This is a genomic window from Pseudomonas sp. 21615526 (genome assembly GCF_013386245.1).
Lineage (GTDB): Bacteria > Pseudomonadota > Gammaproteobacteria > Pseudomonadales > Pseudomonadaceae > Aquipseudomonas.
In genome coordinates, this window is record NZ_JACAOM010000003.1 from 42,876 (window position 1) to 63,094 (window position 20,219).

A 20,219-nucleotide genomic window follows, 5' to 3' on the forward strand; every position below is an offset into this window, starting at 1 on the left:
ACCAAAATTGAACATGAACGCTCTGGAACCGTTGTATCAGGTATGCTTTTCGAGCAGGAAACAAAAAGAAACATATTAGCCAACCTGTTCGATAAGGAGTCCCGTTTTGGAGTTATCGACTGCCGCGTGGATGGTTCACGACACCCGCCTCATGTTCTGCGTATTACTGGCCATCGCCAGCATCATTGTGTTGATCAGCGCGACCAAGCTGCCGCCCTTCCTGTCGATCCTGATCGGTACGTTTATCGCCGGTGTCGGCGCGGGCTTGCCGCCGGAAGAAGTGGCCAAGGCCTTCAGCAAAGGCGCCGGGGCGATCCTCGGTGAAGCCGGGATCATCATTGCCCTGGGCTCGATGCTCGGCGCGTTGATGGCCGAATCCGGCGCTGCCGACCGTATCGCCACCACCCTGCTGGGGTTGGGCAAGGGCAAGTCGTTGCCCTGGGTGATGGCGCTGGTGGCGATGGTGATTGGCTTGCCGCTGTTCTTCGAAGTGGGCCTGGTGATGATGGTGCCGATCATCTTTGTGATGGCCAAGCGTTCGAACCAGCCGCTGCTGAAAATCGCGATCCCGGCGCTGGCGGGGATGACCACCCTGCACGCCTTAATGCCGCCGCATCCGGGGCCGCTGATTGCGGTCAGCGCGTTGCACGCCGACCTGGGCCTGACCATGTTGCTGGGCTTTTGCCTGGCAGTGCCGGCCGTGATTCTGGCCGGCCCGCTGTACGGCAACTGGCTGTCCAAGCGCATGCACGTGGATGAGCCGGCCGACATTGGCGCGCTGTTCAGCGCACCGCCCAAGGCGCCGCGCCAGCCGAGTTTTGGTGTGTCGCTGCTGATCATCCTGTTGCCGGTGATCCTGATGCTCGGCAGCACCCTGGCCAAGGTTGCCATGTCGCCGGAAAGCCCGGTGGCACTGACCTTGAAGTTCCTCGGTGAGCCGTTGATCGCGCTGGGCCTGGCGGTGATTGCCGCGGTGATCTGCCTGGGCTGGGCCAGCGGCATGCCGCGGGCCGATGTCGGCAACACCCTGCGCAAGGCGCTGGCGCCGATCGCGGTGCTGCTGCTGACCATCGGCGCCGGTGGCGGGTTGAAGCAAACCCTGCTGGATGCCGGCGTAAGCCAGACCATCAGCAAGGTGGCCGAAGGCGCGCACATGCCGTACCTGTTGCTGGCCTGGTTGATTGCGGTGGCGCTGCGTCAGGCCACGGGGTCGGCGACCGTCGCCACCACGACAACGGCGGGCATCCTGGCGCCGATGATGGCGGGGTTGGCGGCGACGCAAAGCTCACTGGTCGCCCTGGCGATTGGTGCCGGCTCGGTGTTCTTCTGCCACGTCAACGATGCCGGCTTCTGGATGGTGCGCGAATACTTCGGCTTGCAGCTGAAACAGACGATCTGGGTGTGGTCGGTGTTGCAGACCATTGTGTCGGTGGTGGGCCTGGTGGGCACATTGCTGATGTGGCACTTCCTGACGTAATGATCGTTCCCACGCTCCGCGTGGGAATGCATCCCGTGACGCTCCGCGTCACACAAGCGGACGCGGAGCGTCCAGGGAGGCGTTCCCACGCAGAGCGTGGGAACGATCAGGTAGGTTGGCGCTTGCCAAAATGCGCCGCACTCACTGCGCCCACCGCGCCCATCACCACGCAATACCCCACGCAGATCCACGGGCTGGTCGGCATCAACGCGATCAACATCAGCGGCGTGGTACTCGCCCACAGCGCATAGGCAATGTTGTAGGTGAAGGAAATCCCCGAGACGCGCACCTGCGCCGGGAACAGGTTGACCATCACCGACGGCACCGCGCCCACCACCCCGCAACTCAAGCCGGCAATTGCATACGCTGCGCCCAGCCACACGCCACCCGCGATCAGGCTCGCATAGAGCACGGCAACCCCCACCGGCAGCAAAAGGCTGTAGACCAACACTGCGCGCCAGGCGCCGATGCGGTCCACCAGCAGCCCGGCCAACACGCAACCGATATTCAGGAACACGATGCCCAACGCGCTCAGGGCGAAGGTGTGGCTGGGGCTCATGCCGAAGGTTTTCTGCATCATGGTCGGGGTGATCACCACCAGTACGACGACGGCCGAGGTGAGCACGCAGGTGAGGATCATCGCCGGCAGCAGCGCGCTGCGATGTTCCCGCAGGACGGTACGCAGCGGCAGTTCGGCGCCGGCCTGGCGACGGGCCTGCATTTGCAGGAACACCGGGGTTTCGCTGAGCCAGCGCCGCAGCCAGACACCGATCACGCCGAACACGCCGCCGAGCAGGAACGGGAAGCGCCAGGCGTAGTCGAGGATTTCGGCCGGGGTGAAGATTTGCGCCAGCAGCGTCGCGGTCAGCGCGCCGAGCAGGTAGCCGAAGGTCAGCCCGGCCTGGAGGAAGCCCAGGGCATAACCACGATGGTTGTCCGGAGCGTGTTCGGCGACAAACACCCAGGCGCTGGGCACTTCCCCGCCCACTGCCGCACCCTGGAGGATGCGCAGCGCCAGTAGGATCAACGGTGCGAAATAACCGATGTGTGCGTAGGTGGGCATGATGCCGATCAGCAGGCACGGCAGCGCCATCATCAGGATGCTCAGGCTGAACACCCGTTTGCGCCCCAGGTGATCGGCGAAGTGTGCCATCAGGATTCCGCCCAGCGGGCGTGCCAGGTAGCCCGTGACGAAGATGCCGAAGCTTTGCAGCAGGCGTAGCCACTCGGGCATTTCCGGCGGGAAAAACAGCTGGCTGAGGGTGAGCGCGAAAAATACGAAGATGATGAAGTCGTAGATTTCCAGGGCCCCGCCCAGGGCAGCCAGGCCCAGCGTCTTGTAGTCGGAGCGGGAGAAACGCTGCGCCTGTGGATAAGAGGTGGCAATCATGGAAAAGCTCGGCAGACAAACAAAATGGCCTGCAGGTTATGAGCTGGGCCCGGTGATGGCAATCTCGCCGGATATATTTGCTTTACTCATTGATCAATGAAGATAACTACATTCCCAAATGAATAGCCGTAGAGGAACATGCAGCAAAACTGCCGCCCCCATAATAAATACAAATAGAGGTACTGAACGTGGCCGATGCTATCGAAGACAGCCGCTACGCCCGATTCGCCCTGCGTTGTTCAAACTTCGCCGAGCGCTGGTTCCCTGACTCCTGGGTGTTTGCCGCCCTCGCCGTGATCATTGTCGCCGTGGCGACCCTGGGCATGGGCGCCGCGCCGACCGAGGCCGCCAAGGCGTTTGGTGACGGTTTCTGGAGTTTGATCCCGTTCACCATGCAAATGGCCTTTGTGGTGATTGGCGGTTACGTGGTCGCCAGCTCTCCGCCCGCCGTAAAGTTGATCGACCGCCTGGCGCGCATCCCGAAGAACGGCCGTTCTGCCGTGGCCTGGGTGGCGCTGATTTCGATGGTCGCCTCGTTGCTCAACTGGGGCCTGTCCCTGGTGTTCGGTGGTTTGCTGGTGCGTGCGCTGGCCCGGCGTACGGATTTGCGCATGGATTACCGCGCGGCCGGTGCTGCGGCCTACCTCGGCCTGGGTGCCGTTTGGGCGCTGGGGCTGTCGTCGTCAGCGGCGCAGTTGCAGGCCAACCCGGCCAGTTTGCCGCCGTCGATCCTGTCGATCACCGGGATGATCCCGTTCACCGACACCATCTTTCTGTGGCAGTCCGGCGTGCTGTTGCTAGCGCTGATCGTGGTGTCGCTGATCATCGCCTACGCCACCGCGCCCGGGCCGAGCTCCGCCCGTGACGCCAAGGCTTGCGGTATCGACCCGGCCTTCAACATGCCCAAGCCGCAACCGCCGACCCGTCCGGGCGAGTGGCTGGAGCACAGCCCGTTGCTGACCATCCTGCTGGCGTTGCTGGCCGCCGGTTGGTTGTTCCATGAATTCTCGACCAAGCCGGCGATCAGCGCGATCTCGGGGCTGAACACCTATAACTTCCTGTTCCTGATGGTCGGTGCCCTACTGCACTGGCGTCCGCGCAGTTTTCTCGATGCGGTGGCCCGTGCGGTACCCACCACCACCGGGGTGCTGATCCAGTTCCCGCTGTATGGCTCGATTGCCGCGCTGATGACCGTGGTGAAAGGCAGTGACGGCGCGACCCTGGCGCACCATATCTCGACCTTCTTCACCTCGATTGCGTCCCACGACACCTACGCGCTGTTGATGGGCGTGTACTCGGCGGTGCTGGGCTTCTTCATTCCTTCGGGCGGCGGCAAGTGGATCATCGAGGCGCCGTACGTGATGCAGGTCGCCAACGACCTGGAATATCACCTCGGCTGGGCGGTGCAGATCTACAACGCCGCCGAAGCGCTGCCTAACCTGATCAACCCGTTCTATATGCTGCCGCTGCTGGGCGTGCTGGGGTTGAAGGCGCGGGACTTGATCGGCTTTTCGTTTGTGCAGTTGCTGGTGCATACGCCGCTGGTGTTGTTCCTGCTGTGGGCGTTGGGCACGACGCTTAAATATTTGCCGCCGGTGATGCCATAGGGCAGCTGCCAGTAACCTTTCTGATCAAACGCGTCGGGGTTGTCCCACTCACTACGGTGGCAACCCCTGATTTCTGCCGCCAACGCCTTTGATTAACCTGATTCGGATAACGCCTCACACCCCCCAAGGAAAATCCGATGACGCCCCTATCCAAATCGCTGGAAGAGTTGATCAATGCTATTTACAAGGACGGCAACGTGTCGTTCGTTGAGTACCAGGGCTTGCGCGACAATGCCGATTGCCGCATGGCCACTGTTATCAAGGAGTTTGGCCTGCACAACAACGTGACGGCGTTCCAGAAAGCCATGGATGTGGCCATGCAACTGCTGCAGTCCTGCGTCATCGATGCCAAGAAAGCCAAGCTGACTGACACGGGCGAAGCCATCGTCAAGGATGCGCTGGCGTCCCAGGTAGAGTACTTGCGCGCCGGCAGCCAATTGGCACTGCGCTTGTTATGAGTGGCCTGTAGCGTTCAAGGCACTGTCTTCGTTCCGTCACATTGCATTGCTACCGTCCTGCGAAATATCTTGCAACATTCAACCAGCAGGAACTCCCAGCAATGAGCGACGAGCACAAAGACCGCCCTTCCCAAGACATTGAAGCCAAACCGCCAGTCGACACCAGCCGGCGGCGCTTCCTGGGAGGCGCGGCCGTGCTGGGCGTGGGTGCGACCCTGAGTGCCTGCGGCAATACCAGCGAGGCACCCGGCAAGCCGGTGGATCGCCCGCTGACGCCGCAAGAGCTGGACAAGGCCTTGCACGAACAGGTTAAAACCGTGGTGGTGATCTACGCCGAAAACCGCAGCTTCAACAACCTGTTTGCGGATTTCCCCGGGGTCGAGAAACCATTGTCGGCCCTCGCCCCTGCGGACTATCAGCAGCGCGACCGCGACGGCAGCCTGCTGAGCACCCTGCCCCCGACATGGGGCGGCGTGTTGCAAGTTGGCCCGCAGACCGTGGATGGCGTCACGTACCCCAGCGAAGTGCAATACCAGGAAAACCTGCCCAACGCTCCGTTCGCCCTCAAAGGCCCGAATGGCGAAGACCAGCCCCTGAGCCTGGTGACCCGGGATTTGTGGCACGTGTTCTATCAGAACCAAATGCAGATCAATGGCGGTAAAAACGATGCGTTCGTCGCCTGGGGCGACTCCGGCGGCCTGCTGATGGGCCATTACGCCCAGAGCCGTTACGCCCTGCGCTTGTGGGACGTGGCGAAGGAGTTTGTGCTCTGCGATAACTTCTTCCAGGGCGCGTTTGGCGGCTCGTTCCTCAACCACCAATACCTGATCAGCGCCACCCCGCCGGTGTACCCAAACGCTGCGCAATCGGTGGCCAAGGCACAGATCGCCACGCTGCAAAGCGACGACCCGACCGACCCGCGCCTCAAGCCTCTGGACAAGTCCCCGGCCAGCGCCATGACCGGCCCGCCGCAATTCGGCCCCAGCGCACTGACCCCGGACGGTTTCGGCGTGAACACCCTGGCCCCGCCTTACTGGCCTACCTGGATTCGCGACCCCGAGCGCCCGGATTACTCCAAGCCCGACTTGCCTAACGTGCTGGTGCCACAAACCCACGAGCACATCGGCGACAAACTGTCGAAAAAGAACGTCGACTGGGCCTGGTACGCCGGTGCGTGGCAAGCAACGCTGGATCAGTTCAAGGACTCGGGCGGCATTCCGAAGATTCCGAACTTCCAGTACCACCACCAGCCCTTCAACTACTTCAAGCAGCAAGGCCCGGAAAACCCGGCTGAGCGCAATAAACGCCTGCGCGATGGCGGCCTGGGGGATGACGCCAGCACCAACAAGTTCTTCGCCGATGCCCAGGCCGGCAAGCTGCCTGCGGTGACCTTCTACAAACCCCAGGGCAACCTGAATATGCACGCCGGTTACGCCGACGTCGCTTCGGGCGACCGGCATATCACCCGCGCCTTGAAGGTGCTGCAGGAAAGCCCGCAGTGGAAGAACATGGTGGTGATCGTCACCGTCGATGAAAACGGCGGCTGGTGGGACCACGTTGCACCGCCAAAAGGCGATCGTTGGGGCCCGGGCACGCGGATTCCGGCACTGGTGGTCTCGCCGTTCGCGCGCAAGGGCACGGTGGACCATACCGTCTACGACACCGCGTCGATCCTGCGTCTGATCACCCGGGTGTTCCAGCTGGAAACCCTCGACGGGCTCAAGCAGCGTGACGACGCCATGACCGCGCGCGGCCAAAAGCCCATGGGGGATTTGAGCAACGCCCTGCACTTCCCGGTGTAGACGCATTTGCTCAAAAGCGACAAGCTCGCAGTTTTTCTACGCGCTTTTCCCGGTCAACCGCTACTGTGTGAGGGTGGGCATTCACCCCGCGTAGACGGGCTTTCGCTGACAGGGAACCATCCATGTTCAAACTCTCCAGGTTGTCCTTCACCCTGGCCGCACTGACCTTGAGTGCGGTCGTACAGGCTGATATCACCGTACCGCTGGGTACCCCGCAACGGGTCACCCAGTTGTTCGCGTACCCGAACAATTGCAGCGTCATCTGTTTTCGTCCCTGGACGCTGGAACAGACCGTCGAGCACTACCTGAACCAGAGCCTGCAACGCGACGGTTACAGCCGGGCCAAAGTCAGCGTCAAGACCGAGCATGACCAGGTGCTGGCCACGTTCAGCGGTGTGCCAGACGGTTATGGCCAGCCGTTGACCACCTTGCTCGATACCGCCGACCTGGCTTACCAGGGCGCCAGCAAACTCAATGGTGATGGCAAATGGCAGTTCAACTGGTACCTGTTCCTGCCGCTGGGCATGGCCCTGGAAAACCGCAAGAGCATCGAGCTGCTGCACTTCCCGCCGGATTATTCCCTGACCCACTTCCAGGACTACCTGGAGTCGGCCACCACCGACCGCTGGGCGACCTTGCTCACGGCCAACGGCATCCCGGCGACCCAGACGCCGGAATACCAGACCATCATCGACATCGCCCCGATCGCCGCCCCTGCCACGGCGGGCAAGGACCTGGAAGGTGTGTACGGTTACTTCACCGACTATCAGACCCGGATGGTCAAGGAGCTGAGCCAGCACGCGGGCGGCGCGTTGCCGATGGTGGCCTTCGGCGCGCCGGTGCGCAGCTGGATCAAGCAGCAATACGGGCAAACCGTTGCCGTACTGGGCCTGGCGCAAATCAGCCCGGCCGTCGGGAGCCAGGTCGCCGTACTGGGCGCCAATCACCCGAGCTACATCTGGTATGCCGCCAACCCCGACACCTACGACGGTGACGAGCAAAAGGCCGACGAGGCCGGTTTGAAGGTGATGGGCCAGGACTTGAGCGCCGCCTGCTGGCAGGCCTCGATGGGCCAGAAGCCCGCCAGCGATCCGAATGTGCAGCTCAAAGGCTGCATGAACACCTGGCAGGTAACGCGCAAGGAGCAGACCTGCGAACTGTTCTACACCTCTATCCGCGAGCTGACGCCCGATCAAGCGAACGCCAAGTGTGCCCAGCCGGCGATCAAGACCCAGCTGAGGCAATTGAAAAGCGCAGTGCCAGAACCGGCGATTGAAGCACCGGCGCTCTGAAGCAGGCTGCCAGAAGGGCATTTTCCTACATAAAAGATAGCCAATTTCTACTGTCAGATTTGACAGTAGAAATTGGTTCCCACTTAAGCGAGTCTTGAGCCGCGCCCATCCGCTGCAAGACTGGCAGTCAAGACACCACCGGCAGGTCGATGCAGCCCCTCCTGGAGAGTCATGAAAACTCAAGCCATGGACAAGGCTAAAACCGCTGTGAGCAAGTGTCTTTACCCGTTCGCGACCGCCCTCGCCGAACACGGCTACCCCCGCGCTCGCGACTATGAAGTGGTGCGTACCCGAGACGGTTCAGGCGACGGAATCAAGACCCGCGTCGCCTTTGACAGCCGCCTGTGTATCGCCAGGGTGTCCGGCTACGCATTGAATGAGCGGCGCCTGCATACGGTGCAGATGTCCTCGCGTATCCACTTGTACGACCCTTGGTTCAGCGGCCTGCTTTCGCATTCATGCAACCCGAACGCGTTTCTCGACATGACGTACCTGGAACTGTGGTCCGTTCAACCCATTCCCGCTGGCGCCCTGCTGACCATGGATTACGCCCACACCGAGGACGTATTGTTCCGACAGTTTCGCTGCCAGTGCGGCGAGCTCAACTGTCGGGGCTGGATCACCGGCATGAAGGAGCCGTTGAATCCCGAGGGTCAGCAATTCATGGAGCAGTGGCGCGAACGCAAAAGCCCTTAGACCGCACCCAGCGGGCGCAGGCGGTATTGCGGCGGCAGTTGCTCGAAGCCACTGATGGTGGTGTTCAGGCTTTTCCAGCGGCCGTCCTTGATCCCGTAAATGCAGCCATGAACCGACAGGCTCTGCCCGCGGTGCCAGGCGTTCTGCACGATGCTGGTGTGGCCGACGTTGGCCACCTGCTGGATCACGTTCAGTTCGCACAGGCGGTCTACGCGTTCCTCTTCCGTGGGCAACTGGGCCAGCACGTCGCGGTTTTCGTAGTACAGGTCACGGATGGTGCGCAGCCAGCCGTCGATCAGGCCCAACTGGTTGTCCTGCATCGAAGCTCGTACGCCACCGCAGCCGTAGTGGCCGGTCACCAGGATGTGTTTGACCTTGAGCACGTCGACTGCGTACTGGATCACCGACAGGCAATTGAGGTCGGTGTGCAATACCACGTTGGCCACGTTGCGGTGCACAAACAGGTCGCCAGGCAGCATGCCGACGATCTCGTTGGCCGGCACGCGGGCGTCGGAACAGCCGATCCACAGGTATTCCGGGGTTTGCTGGCGGGCGAGCTTGGCGAAGAATTCGGGATCTTCCTGTTTGATCGCATCCGCCCAGCGTTCGTTGTTATCAAGCAAGTCTTGTAGTTCGTTCATCAGGGAAAGCCTCAGGAATGATGCGCAGTTTTGACACTCGACCGCCCGTCCGGGTCACGCCAACAATAAAGATAGCCGGCGGCAATTTCTTGAATCTTGGGGAGCCATGCCTGTCCACACACTATAAGCCCCACAGTATGAGGAATCGCCATGACTGAATCACGACGTCCCTACGGCGCTACACAGCCGGAACCGATTGATGACAACGAAGATCGCATGGGCGAAATGCGCGAGCTGGATTTTGACAAGGAGGAGCCGACTGCGGAAATCGGCGACGAAATTCCGCCTCGGGAGCGTGAGCACCTGATGCCCGACGAACGGGTGCGCGAAGCCGGGATGACCGGTGCTTCCACTGACGATCATGATTCAACCGATGATGACATGAGCCCGGAAACGCTGATCCATGAGGATGGCGCGCGGGATGCGCAGGAAGCAGGTGAAGACCATCCGGCGGATTACGATTTGAGTATCGTCGATGAAGACGAGATCGGCGGCGGCAATGGCCTGGATGAGGCCGAGTTGGCCGATATCGATCCAGTAGACGGCAACCGCTGACACCCTGCCGAACTGAATGTGGGAGCGGGCTTGCTCGCGAAGGCGGTGTGTCAGTCATTACATCTGGCGACTGGACCATCGCCTTCGCGAGCAAGCCCGCTCCCACCAAGCCCGCTCCCACATTGGGCCCTGTGTTTAGTCGACCAGGGTGCAGGCCATCACGACCGCATCTTCGCGGCCACCGACGGCGGGGTAATAATCCCGCCGACGGCCAATTTCGTTGAAACCATAACGCTCGTACAGCCGGAACGCGCCGGTGTTGCTGTCGCGCACTTCCAGGAAACATTCCCGCGCCTTGGCCTCGTAGGCCCTGGACATCAGGTGCTCCAGCAAGCTCAAGCCCAGGCCACGGCCCTGGTTTTCCGGCTTGACGGTGATGTTCAGCAAATGCGCTTCATCGAGGATGATCTGCACCACCCCGTGGCCCACCTGCTGCTCACCTTCGAACATCAGCCAGATCTGGTACTTGCCCAGCCCGTCGAGAAAAATCCCGCGGGTCCAGGGGTGGCTGAACGCTGCGTATTCGATCTTCAGTACAGCGTCGAGGTCCGCCTCGGTCATCGGGCGGAAGGATAAAGCTTCACTCATCGGTACTTTTCCAGCGCGCCATCAGCCGGCGCATGGCTTGCCAGACATCAGCCTTACGCTGTGGCTCTTCCATTAATAGTTCCAGGCCCGGCAGGGCCCAGACGGAGCCCAGGCCTTCGACCTGCAGTTCGCGGTACCAGGCCTCGGCATTCGCTTCGCCGGCAAAACGCACGGCGGGCAGGCCGATCAGCCACAGGCACACGCAGGGTTCGTCTTCCAGGCGCGCCGAGACAAAACCTTGCACAAAATCCCGTGCAGCTTCCGGGCCCTGGTCCATGGTGCCCCGGGCCAGCAGCGGCCAGCGCACCGGCTCGCCAACGATTTGCGGACTGTCGGGCAGGCCGGCGGCGCGCAACATGTCCTTGAGCAGCAGATAGGCCGGGTCGCGGGCCTGGAAGCGCTCGCCTGTGGGTAACTCCACCAGCAGCAGGCATCGCCCGGCCCGCAGCAGTTGCAGGGCAAAGCGTGGCGGCGGTACGACCGGAGCCTTGACCACGGCAGGCGCCTCTTCGGCGACGACCGGCTTGGCCACCGGCGACGGGCGCGGCACTTCGACCTTTGGCCGGACCACCGGGGTTTCTGCCACGGGCTTGACCAGCGGCACCGGCGCAGCCGCCTCCTCACCCGAAGGCTCGAAAGCCTCGAAAGGTTCCGGGGCCTCCAGCAGCTCGGGCCGCGAAGGGGCGGCGAACGGTAATTCAGTGCGCGGCAGCCAGTTGACCACCTGCATGGCGGTCAAGTAAGCGCGACGTCGGGACTCGATAAGCAAAGGTCGGCCACTTGTGGATAACTAAAGAACAGGGATTCTACCGCCCTTCGACGAAGATCGCCCGCAGTTGATCGCTCCGGTGAGCGCCTCACGACCGGCTGTGGATAAATCCCGGCACCGATGCAGTACAATCGCTGCTTTTAATCGCTAACCAGCCGGCCATTCCGATGATCGAACCCAAGCGCGTCTTGCGCGCCCTCGCCGAACACTGGGCCCTGCTTGAGCCACTGTGCGAACACTTCGACCAAGGCACCCTGAGCCTCAGCGAACTGCGCGCCCAGCTGGCCGCCCAACAACTGGACAGCACGCCACAGGACATCACCAGCCTGCTGGACGTGTGGATTCGCCTGGATATCCTGGTGCCTGTCGCCAAGAGCCCGAACCGTTTCGAGCTCAACGCACAGATCCACGACTTCCTGGCGTATCTTCGCAAGGAGCACCGGCTAGGCCTGTGCCTGGAAATCGAAGCCTACCTGCGCCACCTTGAGCGCCTGGCGGGTTATATCCAGGACGCCTTCGACATCCGCGACGGCCATGACCTGGCGCGCCAACTGCGCCTGCTGGACATGCGCGTGCGCGACGTGCTGAAAAAACTCGCCAACGACGAACAGGCCCTCGCTGCCGTGGCCGATCGCGCCAAGACCAGCGACCGGCAGATCCCGTTGCGCCAGCGCTACGCCGAAGTACTGGCGACCTGGGACGAATACGTCGAGCCGATGATTCAACTGGTGAACGCCGACGGCGCCTTCGAACAAGGCGTGCGCAAGGTGGAAAACGTACTGTTGCGCATGCTCACCGAGCAGCAGCGCCTCGGCCACCTGGTGGACGACGACATGCTGCTGCGCACCCACGCGCGCATCCTCGAAATGCAGACCAGCGCCCAACTGACCTTGCGTCACGCCCGGGAACTGCTGCTGCCGTTGCGGGAAGAAGCACGCCGGCACAACGCCGTGACCCGTGGCGCGGCGCTGGCCTTGTCGGCGATTCGCCGCAAGGGCCTGGACGCGGTGCCGCAAGCGGCGATGCCGATGTTCACCCGGCCGCAAAGCACATTTCTCGGCAGTGCCAGCCAGGTCGAAGCCTACGTGTACGCCCTGGCCAACTTCGAACCGAAGCCGGCGCGTTTCCCCAAGGCGCACAAATCCCACAAGGGCGAAGCCCCTCGCGCACCGCGCACGGTCAAGGAAATGCTCGAGCGCTGTGAAGACGCGCTGCCGATGCCGGACCTGATGACCTGGCTGCTGGAGCAGGAACCGGACGGCGCAACCGACGAGTTGCTGTACTGGTTCTCACGCCTGTCGCGGGAAAAACGCTTCAAGCGTGAACGTCTGGAACGACGGGATTACCACACTCACGAGCACCAGGTCAGCCTGCGCTCATTCGCCCTGCTTCCAGCCAGTATTGATACGGCCGGGAATTCTGCGAGCACCCCTCATGCATCTTGATCTATCCGAACTGTCCCAGCTGGCGCCGATCTTTCGCGAGCTGTTCAAGGGTTACCACGTCAGCCGCCGCGACCCGGAGCTGTACGCCCAACTGTCGAACTTCCAGGACCAGTACCGCACGTTGTTCAAGGCCCTGGGCTTTGAGTTGGTGTGCGACACGCGGGGTTTCTACTACTTCGTGCCGGACTCGGCCGTGGCCGCCGCGCAGGTCAACAAGACCGCCCAGCGCCTGGCGTTGTTCACCTTCGTCATCGTCGAGCACCTGGCCGACCAGGGCCGCGACCCGATCGCCGTGCTCGACGGTGGCAGCCTGGGCCGTGACGAACTGCCGTCGTTGTTGGAAAAGTACCGCGACCTGTTTATCCAGGCCGAAGTGCAGACCGTCGAGGAACTGGAAGAAAAAATCATGCGCCGCATGACCCAGCTGGGTTTTGCCGGTGAAGAGAACGGCATCTACCGCTTCCTGCCGCCGATGCACCGCTTCCTCGATGTGTGCCTCTCGGTCCAGCAAGACCGCGACCTGGCCGCGAGCATCCACAGCGTATTGCCGTTGCCGGCCCCGGTGATCATCGACGAAGACAGCGATGAAAAACTGCTGAAGACCGATGACCCGCTGGACTTGAGTGACTTTGCAGAAGAAAGCGAAGAAGACGCCCTGGCCCGCGCCATTGCCGAAGAACAGGAGACCGACGCATGAGCAAGGAACGCTACGGCATTCGCCGCTTCGCCCTTTTGAACACCGCCGGTTACAGCCTGGGCCTGTTCCCGCTGGAAGAACCGCTGTCGGTATACGGCGCGAACAACCTTGGCAAATCGGCGTCGATCAACGCCTTGCAGTTCCCGATTCTGGCGCGCATGTCGGACATGAGTTTCGGCAAGTACACCCTGGAGCAATCCCGGCGTTTCTACTTTGCCACCGACACCAGCTACATCCTCGTGGAAGTCTCGCTTCCCCATGGCCCGCACGTGATCGGCGTGGTCGGTCGCGGCCCGGGCGGTGGTTTCGGTCACCAGTTCTTTGCCTACGCCGGCAAGCTGGACCTGGCGCACTACCAGAAGAACGACACCTGCCTGCGCCAGAAAGAGCTGTTCACCAACCTTGAGCGCGAAGGCCTGAAAGCCTATGAGCTCAAGCCCGATGAGCTGCGGCGTTTGCTGGTGGGCGGCCATACGTCGATCCCGCTGGACCTGACCCTGATTCCGCTGCGCTCCACCAGCGAGCAGAGCCTGAAGACCTTCCGCGCGCTGTTTATCAATTTGCTGCACATGCGGGAAATCACCGCGGCCAAGTTGAAGCAGCTGTTTCTGGATGCGTTCGAACACAGCCTGCGTTCCGGCAGTGTCGATTACATCGCGGCGTGCGAAGAAGCCTTCCGCGATGTACGACGCATGGAGCAGGACTACAACTCGCTGGTGGCTGCCGGCCCCCTGGTAGAAGCCTTGGCCAACGGCGTGAAGCAGCGGGACATTCTGCGGGGCAAGCTGCATCGCCTCTCACCGCTGCTGGATTCGTTGCTGGGCACCTGGTCGGACTACGCCAGTGCGCGCAAGGAAGAACTGACGATCCAGGCCGAGCATTACCGCAACGAGCAGGATTCGCTGCAGAACGACCAGCGCGGCGGCACTCAGGAGCTGATGCGCCTGGAGCGGGAAATCAGCGGGATTCAGCGCTGGCTGGGTGAGCTGTCGGTGCTCAAGCACCGCTTCGCGCTGGTGGATGACGTCAAGGTGCTGGAGCAGCAACTGCTGGCCGCCAAGGATGCTCACGATGAACTGGCCGGGGCCTTGGCGCAGTCGCGTCAGTTCAGCGCCGAGGATCTGGACGAACGTCTGCGGGACCTGGAAAAACGCCTGAAGTCAGTGAAGCAGCAACTCGATCACGCCGACAACAACAGCTACGCCAAGCTGCGGGAAGAATTCTCGCAGCAGGATGTCGAGCGTCTGATGCGCCTGTTCAACAGTTCGCTGTTCAGCTTGCCGCTGGGTGAGCATGGCATCACGCTGGACGAGGACGGCCTGTGGGTGAAATCCCTGGAGCAGATCCTTGATGGCTTCAAGGGCGAGCGTTTTGAAGTGCCGGGGCTGGCCATCGACATCTCGCACATCGAGCCACCGGCGTTGCAGGCACTGGCTGACCGCGCCGCGTTGCGCGACCAGAAAGAGCGTCTGGAAAAAGAACTCAAGCAACTGAAAACCCAGCAAGCCGTGGCGGCCGACCGCGCGGCGAGCAAGACCCAGACTGAAGCGCTGTACCAACAGGTACTGGACGCGCAGAAGGCGCTGGAAGATTTCCGCCGTGCACAAACCCTGAGCGCCGAGGAAGGCGAGAAGCTGGAAAGCCTGGCGCAGATGGAAGCGGCCCAGGACGAATTGAAACGCTCCAGCGATGCGTTTACCGAGCGCGTCCAGCAACTGTCGGCCAAGCTGCAATTGGTAGGCAGGCAGATTGGTGATATGGAAGCCAAGCAGCGCACCCTGGATGACGCGTTGCGTCGTCGTCAGTTGCTGCCGGCAGACTTGCCGTTTGGTACGCCGTTCATGGACCCGGTCGACGATTCCATGGACAACCTGCTGCCGCTGCTCAATGACTACCAGGACAGCTGGCAAGGCCTGCTGCGCGCTGATGGCCAGATCGACGCGCTGTACGCACAGGTGCGCCTCAAGGGCGTGGCCAAGTTCGACAGTGAAGACGATATGGAGCGCCGCCTGCACCTGCTGATCAACGCTTACGCGCACCGTACCGATGAAGCCCTGACCCTGGGCAAGGCCCGGCGGGCGGCGGTCACGGATATCGCGCGCACCTTGCGCAATATCCGCAGCGACTACGACAGCCTTGAGCACCAGTTGGCGTTGTTCAACCGTGAGATCAACAAGCGCCAGGTGTCCAACCTGCAGAGCTTCCGCATCGTGCTCGCGCCGAACAAGGAAGCCCTCAAGCATATCGACCAGATCATCCACAGTGCCGGTCAGTATGAAGAAGGCGAAACCCTGTCGGTGTTCGATCTGAGCCAGAGCGCCGAGCAGGACAACAAGAACGAGGAAGCCAAGGAATACCTGGCGCGCCTGGTTGCGGCCAACCATAACCAGTTGGGCCTCAAGGACTTGTTCGAACTGGCGTTCGAGATCACCAAGGTCAACGGCCAGCCGATCATTCACACCGACATCGATGGCGCCGCCTCCAACGGCACCACCATGACCATCAAGGCGCTGACCAACATGTACTTGTTGCTGCACTTGATGGACCGCGACCAGGCCGGTCGCGTGCGCCTGCCGTACTACCTCGATGAGGCCGCGGACATCGATGAGAAGAACCAGGCGGCATTGCTGGAGACCAGCTTGCAACTGGGCTTCGTGCCGATTCTGGCGAGTGTGAAGCCGCAGGTTTCCGCCCAGGTGGCAATCGACCTGGAAGGCGGCAGCGGGCCGAACGGGATCTACATTGATGAGGCGGACTGGAAGTACATCCGTCGTCACGATGTGGTGAAGGCAACGGTGAATGTGCAGGCGGATGAGCCGGAGCTGGATGAGGTTTAATCAGTTGCGCTGAAATGCAAAAAGGCCGCGATCTTCTGGATCGCGGCCTTTTTTTGGTGTTCTTGAGGGCCTCTTCGCGAGCAAGCCCGCTCCCACATTCAATCGGGTTCCTCCAATGGGAACTGGGTCAAATGTGGGAGCGGGCTTGCTCGCGAAGGCCGCGCCTCGGTCTATTTGCCGAGCGGGATTTTAGGCGCCCAGGTCAGCCATTCATCTTCAAACTTGTCGAACAGCGGGAAGGTCTGCTGGGGCCGTGCAGCGTTGCCCATACGCTCGCCGTCCGGCGTGGCAAAGGCGATGCCGCCGGCGACCAGGGTCTCCAGGGACTCCGTGCGAACAGTCGCGCCCTTGAACAAGCCGAAGTCGAGCCCGAAGCCGCTGGTGTTCCAGAACCGGCTGCCACTGCGCACCAGAGGCGCGTACTTGGGCTCGATCAGGATGTGAACCAGCACACGGTCGGCGGTCTGGCCCAGCTCGTAGCCGGTAACTTTGCCTACGGTGACTTCGCGGTAAGTGACCGGAACGCCTTCCTTCAACGAGCCACGGCGTGCGGCGCTGAGTACCAGGCTCAGGCCCTCCTCCTGATGAACGGCTTCTGGCGGCTTGTCCAGCGCGACGAAACTCTTCTGTGGGCCGATGCTTTTGGTCGCTGGCTGTACTTCGATGTACTGGCCGGTCACCAGGGTTTCCAGGTTCGACGTTTTCATCAGGCCCAGTTCAGGCTTGACCACCCAGAACTGACTGCCGGCCCGTGCGATGCGGTCGGCCACCTGGGTGATACGCGCGCTGAGCAGCACCGATTGCATGTCGGCGCTCAGGTCGACACTTTCGATCTTGCCTACGTCCAGGCCCTTGAAGCGCACTGGCGTACCCGGGCGCAGGCCATCGGCGCGGTCGACCTTGATGGTCACCAATGTACCGTGCTGGTTGGCGGCTTCGCGATCCGGGAACAGACGGAAACGTGGGATGCGCTTTTTCAGCGGCACATTCGGCTCCGGGGTTTCGAAGGCGATACCGCCCGCCATCAGGCTGGCCAGGGATTCGCTTTTCACCTGGATGCCGCCGGTAAGCCCACCGGTCAGGGTCACGCCGCTGGCATTCCAGAAACGGGTCGAGCCATTGACCAGGCCTTCGTATTCTTTCTCGATATGGACGCCGATCACCAGTTGCTTGTTCTTGCGGGAGAACTGGTAGCTCTGCACGGAACCGACCTTGACCTGCTTGTAGAGGATCGGGCTGCCGACATCCAGGGAACCGAGGTTGTCGGTGAAGAGCACCATGTGCAGGCCGGGGGAACGCAGGTCCAGTGGCGGCGCCTTGGCGCGGGCGACGTACTCCCGTTGTGGCGCGGTGCCCTTGTCGCCGGGACGGATGGCGATGTAGTTACCTTTGACCAACGCTTCCAGCCCGGTGATGCCCGCCAGGGAGATAGACGGCTTGACCACCCAGAATTGGGTGTCCTGGACGAGGTAGTCTTCGGCCAGTGGGTCGAGGGTCAACTCGGCATTGGCGCTGGACAGGTCCGGATCGATCTTCAGGGTTTTCAGGCTGCCGACCTGGATGCCTTTGTACATCACCGGGGTGCGGCCCGCCTGGAGGCCTTCGAAGTCGGTGAGTTTGACTTTGACCTTGATGCCCGCCGCGGCTGCATCGAAGTCTTCGTACAGGCGGAACGGCAGGCTCGGGTCCGTCGGTGGGCTGTCCTTGCGATTCTCCGGCGTGGCGAAGGCGATACCGCCGGCAACGATGCTGGCCAGGGATTCACTGCGGACTTTTACGCCGGAAAGGTTGGCGTCGATGCTGATGCCGCTGGCGTTCCAGAAACGCGTGTGTTTACGCACCAGGCTGGCGTAGGTCGGCTCGATGTAAACCTTGATTTCAACGGTGGTCTGGTCTTCGGAGAGCAGGTAGCTTTTGACCTGGCCGACCTGGATCTGCTTGTAGAACACCGGGCTGCCACGGTTCAGCGAGCCGAGTCGATCAGCTTTGATCGTCAGGTGCAGGCCGGGCTTGGCGTCGGATAAAGGCGGTTCTTCGGACAGGGCCTTGAACTTGCGCGTCGGATCACCATCGCCTGGGCTGGCGGCGATGTAGTTACCCGAGACCAGGGTTTCCAGGCCGGTGATCCCGGCCAGGCTGACACTTGGCTTTACCAGCCAGAAGCGGGTGTTGGTCTTGAGGTATTGCTCCACATCCTTGTTCATCTCGATGGTAGCAATCACCCCGCGATTGTTACCTTCGTCATCCAGGGCCAGGGTCTTGACCTTACCCACGGACATGCCTTTGTAGACCACTTCGGTCTTGTTGGCCTGGATGCCTTCGCCGCTTTCAAAGCGAACCTGAATCTCGATGCCTTGCTGGTTGTAGGCGCGCCACCCCAACCAGCCGCCGATGATCAGGGCAATCAGGGGCAGCACCCAAATGGCCGACCAGTTGGAAGCTGGGCGGGTTTTAGCCTTAGGCAAATCACTCATGGTCGTCGTCCGACTCCGTGTTATCCCAAATCAGTCGGGGATCGAAAGTTACTGCGGCAAGCATCGTCAAGATCACCACACTGGCGAACGCCACGGCACCGAGATTGGCCTCGACACTGGCAAGTCGCCCAAAGTTTACGACCGCCACCAGGATGGCAATCACGAAGATATCCAGCATGGACCAGCGGCCAATGAACTCGATAAAGCGGTACATGATAATGCGTTGTTGCGCGGAAAGTGGCTGGTGACGCTGCACCGAGAACAGCAGCAGCCCGATACCAACCAGCTTGAAGGTGGGCACCAGGATGCTGGCGATAAACACTACAGCGGCGATGGGGAACATACCGTGCTGCATCAATTGGATCACGCCAGACATGATGGTGCTCGGATCGCCCTGCCCCAGGGAACTGACGGTCATGATCGGCAACAGATTAGCCGGGATGTACAGGATGGCCGCGGTGATCAGCAGCGCCCAGGTGCGTGTCAGGCTGTTCGGCCGGCGAGCATGGACCAGCGCACCGCAACGGGTGCAGGTTTGCTCGTCGGTGTCCGGGTCTTGTTTGTTTAATTCATGGCATTCGGTACAGATCAGAATGCCCGCATCAATCGCCCGCATGAGCATCCTCTCCTGACAGCGCTTCCCAGATCTGGTGAGGTGACATGACCACCTCCAACAATATCTGGACCATTAACAGACTGACGAAGCAGGCCAGACCGAGCCCTACGGTGATAGTGGCCATGTCAGCCAGTTTTACGATCGCCACCAGCACGCCCATCAGGTACACCTCGAGCATTCCCCAGTCCTTGAGGTGGTGGTAAATGCGATAAAACAGCAGGCCGTAGCTGCGACCGATGTTCCAGCGAATGCTCAGCAATACCGCCAGTTGGCACAGGAGCTTGAGCAACGGAATGCCCATGCTGCAGAGGAACACCACCACGGCGACGCCTTGCATACCGGTGTCGAACAGACCGACCACGCCGGTCCACACGGTGTCCTGCGAGGACTGCCCGAGTAGATTGAGCTGCATGATGGGTAAAAAGTTCGCGGGGACGTACAACAATAGCGCCGCAAGCACTAACGCCAGGCTTCGTTCAACGACGTTGTGGCGGTGAGCGTACAGCTCGTAGCCGCAGCGTGGGCATTGGGCCTTTTCACCGCGGGCAAGCTCCGGCTTGCGCATCAGCAGGTCGCACTCATGGCATGCCACCAGTTCGTCCAGCGGTAAGTCTGACACCTCAAGGGTATCAACCGGGTCGGGCATATAGGGCTCGGACTCTAAAAAAGATTAGGTGCCTATTCTAGTGTTCTGGTTCAGAAATAACTGTGCAAATTTGTCGGGGGATTCAGTAGCGTTTGTGCGCGCGAGGGGGGATTGGGACGAGGGGATTTAGACCAATGCGTGGCATCAGGTAGCCCGCGTTACCGTTGGAGTTTTTCGCCAGCAAGCTCGCCATACTTTCCGACCGCCCAAAACAAAACCCCTGACTGCA

General features: G+C 61.5%; 17 protein-coding genes. 10 read left to right on the top strand and 7 right to left on the bottom strand.

Annotated elements, in window-relative coordinates; genetic code table 11:
• The first annotated feature begins 106 nt into the window (after window positions 1-106).
• Window positions 107-1,477, top strand: coding sequence for a gluconate:H+ symporter (locus HX786_RS01390; protein WP_008437508.1), 1,371 nt, complete (start codon window positions 107-109; stop codon window positions 1,475-1,477).
• Window positions 1,478-1,583: 106 nt separating this feature from the next.
• On the opposite strand, the gene HX786_RS01395 is transcribed toward HX786_RS01390, so the two are convergent.
• Window positions 1,584-2,867, bottom strand: coding sequence for an MFS transporter (locus HX786_RS01395; protein WP_178911635.1), 1,284 nt, complete (start codon window positions 2,865-2,867; stop codon window positions 1,584-1,586).
• A 188-nt stretch (window positions 2,868-3,055) separates the two neighbouring features.
• Between HX786_RS01395 and HX786_RS01400 the strand changes: the two genes are divergently transcribed.
• From HX786_RS01400 to HX786_RS01420, 5 genes are all read left to right on the top strand, one after another.
• Entirely contained in the window at window positions 3,056-4,474 is a 1,419-nt protein-coding gene (locus tag HX786_RS01400) for a TIGR00366 family protein (protein ID WP_178911636.1), read from the top strand.
• Window positions 4,475-4,611: 137 nt separating this feature from the next.
• Complete coding sequence (locus tag HX786_RS01405) at window positions 4,612-4,932, top strand: hypothetical protein (protein WP_010177091.1); 321 nt, start codon at window positions 4,612-4,614, stop codon at window positions 4,930-4,932.
• Between the two features lie 101 nt (window positions 4,933-5,033).
• Window positions 5,034-6,734 carry an acid phosphatase gene (acpA, locus tag HX786_RS01410; protein WP_178911637.1) on the top strand — a complete coding sequence of 567 codons (1,701 nt, stop codon included), beginning with the start codon at window positions 5,034-5,036 and terminating at the stop codon, window positions 6,732-6,734.
• 122 nt (window positions 6,735-6,856) lie between these two features.
• Window positions 6,857-8,026 carry a hypothetical protein gene (locus HX786_RS01415; RefSeq protein WP_087693801.1) on the top strand — a complete coding sequence of 390 codons (1,170 nt, stop codon included), beginning with the start codon at window positions 6,857-6,859 and terminating at the stop codon, window positions 8,024-8,026.
• A 171-nt stretch (window positions 8,027-8,197) separates the two neighbouring features.
• A complete protein-coding gene (locus HX786_RS01420; protein WP_003214386.1) occupies window positions 8,198-8,722 on the top strand; it encodes a hypothetical protein in 525 nt (174 codons plus the stop codon).
• Here the strand turns inward: HX786_RS01420 and can are convergent.
• On the bottom strand, window positions 8,719-9,363 hold the full coding sequence (gene can / locus HX786_RS01425) for a carbonate dehydratase (protein ID WP_003214385.1): 645 nt from the start codon (window positions 9,361-9,363) through the stop codon (window positions 8,719-8,721). The two genes, HX786_RS01420 and can, sit on opposite strands and share 4 nt — an antisense overlap.
• Window positions 9,364-9,513: 150 nt before the next feature.
• Between can and HX786_RS01430 the strand changes: the two genes are divergently transcribed.
• Complete coding sequence (locus tag HX786_RS01430; RefSeq protein ID WP_003214383.1) at window positions 9,514-9,918, top strand: hypothetical protein; 405 nt, start codon at window positions 9,514-9,516, stop codon at window positions 9,916-9,918.
• Window positions 9,919-10,053: 135 nt separating this feature from the next.
• Here the strand turns inward: HX786_RS01430 and rimI are convergent, their stop codons facing one another.
• Window positions 10,054-10,506 (bottom strand): ribosomal protein S18-alanine N-acetyltransferase, encoded by a 453-nt coding sequence (gene rimI, locus HX786_RS01435; protein ID WP_003214382.1) that lies wholly within the window; start codon window positions 10,504-10,506, stop codon window positions 10,054-10,056.
• The gene (locus tag HX786_RS01440) at window positions 10,499-11,236 is read right to left on the bottom strand and encodes a hypothetical protein (RefSeq protein ID WP_003214379.1); all 738 of its coding nucleotides are present in this window, start codon (window positions 11,234-11,236) and stop codon (window positions 10,499-10,501) included. The genes rimI and HX786_RS01440 overlap by 8 nt, the downstream gene beginning before the upstream one ends.
• 206 nt (window positions 11,237-11,442) lie before the next feature.
• On the opposite strand from HX786_RS01440, the gene mksB reads away from it, so the two are divergent.
• From mksB to mksF, 3 genes are read left to right on the top strand one after another with little or no spacing between them, the layout of a single operon-like run.
• Window positions 11,443-12,720, top strand: coding sequence for an Mks condensin complex protein MksB (gene mksB / locus HX786_RS01445; RefSeq protein ID WP_003214377.1), 1,278 nt, complete (start codon window positions 11,443-11,445; stop codon window positions 12,718-12,720).
• Window positions 12,710-13,417, top strand: coding sequence for an Mks condensin complex protein MksE (gene mksE / locus HX786_RS01450; protein ID WP_178911638.1), 708 nt, complete (start codon window positions 12,710-12,712; stop codon window positions 13,415-13,417). Before mksB ends, mksE begins: the two co-directional genes overlap by 11 nt.
• Window positions 13,414-16,254 carry an Mks condensin complex protein MksF gene (gene mksF / locus HX786_RS01455; protein WP_008437530.1) on the top strand — a complete coding sequence of 947 codons (2,841 nt, stop codon included), beginning with the start codon at window positions 13,414-13,416 and terminating at the stop codon, window positions 16,252-16,254. Before mksE ends, mksF begins: the two co-directional genes overlap by 4 nt.
• 170 nt (window positions 16,255-16,424) lie before the next feature.
• Here mksF and HX786_RS01460 read toward each other — a convergent pair whose 3' ends face one another.
• The 3 genes from HX786_RS01460 to HX786_RS01470 are packed head-to-tail and all read right to left on the bottom strand — an operon-like array spanning window position 16,425 to window position 19,990.
• On the bottom strand, window positions 16,425-18,728 hold the full coding sequence (locus HX786_RS01460; RefSeq protein WP_178911639.1) for a PqiB family protein: 2,304 nt from the start codon (window positions 18,726-18,728) through the stop codon (window positions 16,425-16,427).
• Window positions 18,721-19,344: a paraquat-inducible protein A gene (locus tag HX786_RS01465; protein ID WP_003214366.1), complete on the bottom strand. Its 624-nt coding sequence runs from the start codon at window positions 19,342-19,344 to the stop codon at window positions 18,721-18,723. The genes HX786_RS01460 and HX786_RS01465 overlap by 8 nt, the downstream gene beginning before the upstream one ends.
• On the bottom strand, window positions 19,331-19,990 hold the full coding sequence (locus HX786_RS01470; RefSeq protein ID WP_008437533.1) for a paraquat-inducible protein A: 660 nt from the start codon (window positions 19,988-19,990) through the stop codon (window positions 19,331-19,333). The genes HX786_RS01465 and HX786_RS01470 overlap by 14 nt, the downstream gene beginning before the upstream one ends.
• Between the last annotated feature and the right edge of the window lie 229 nt (window positions 19,991-20,219).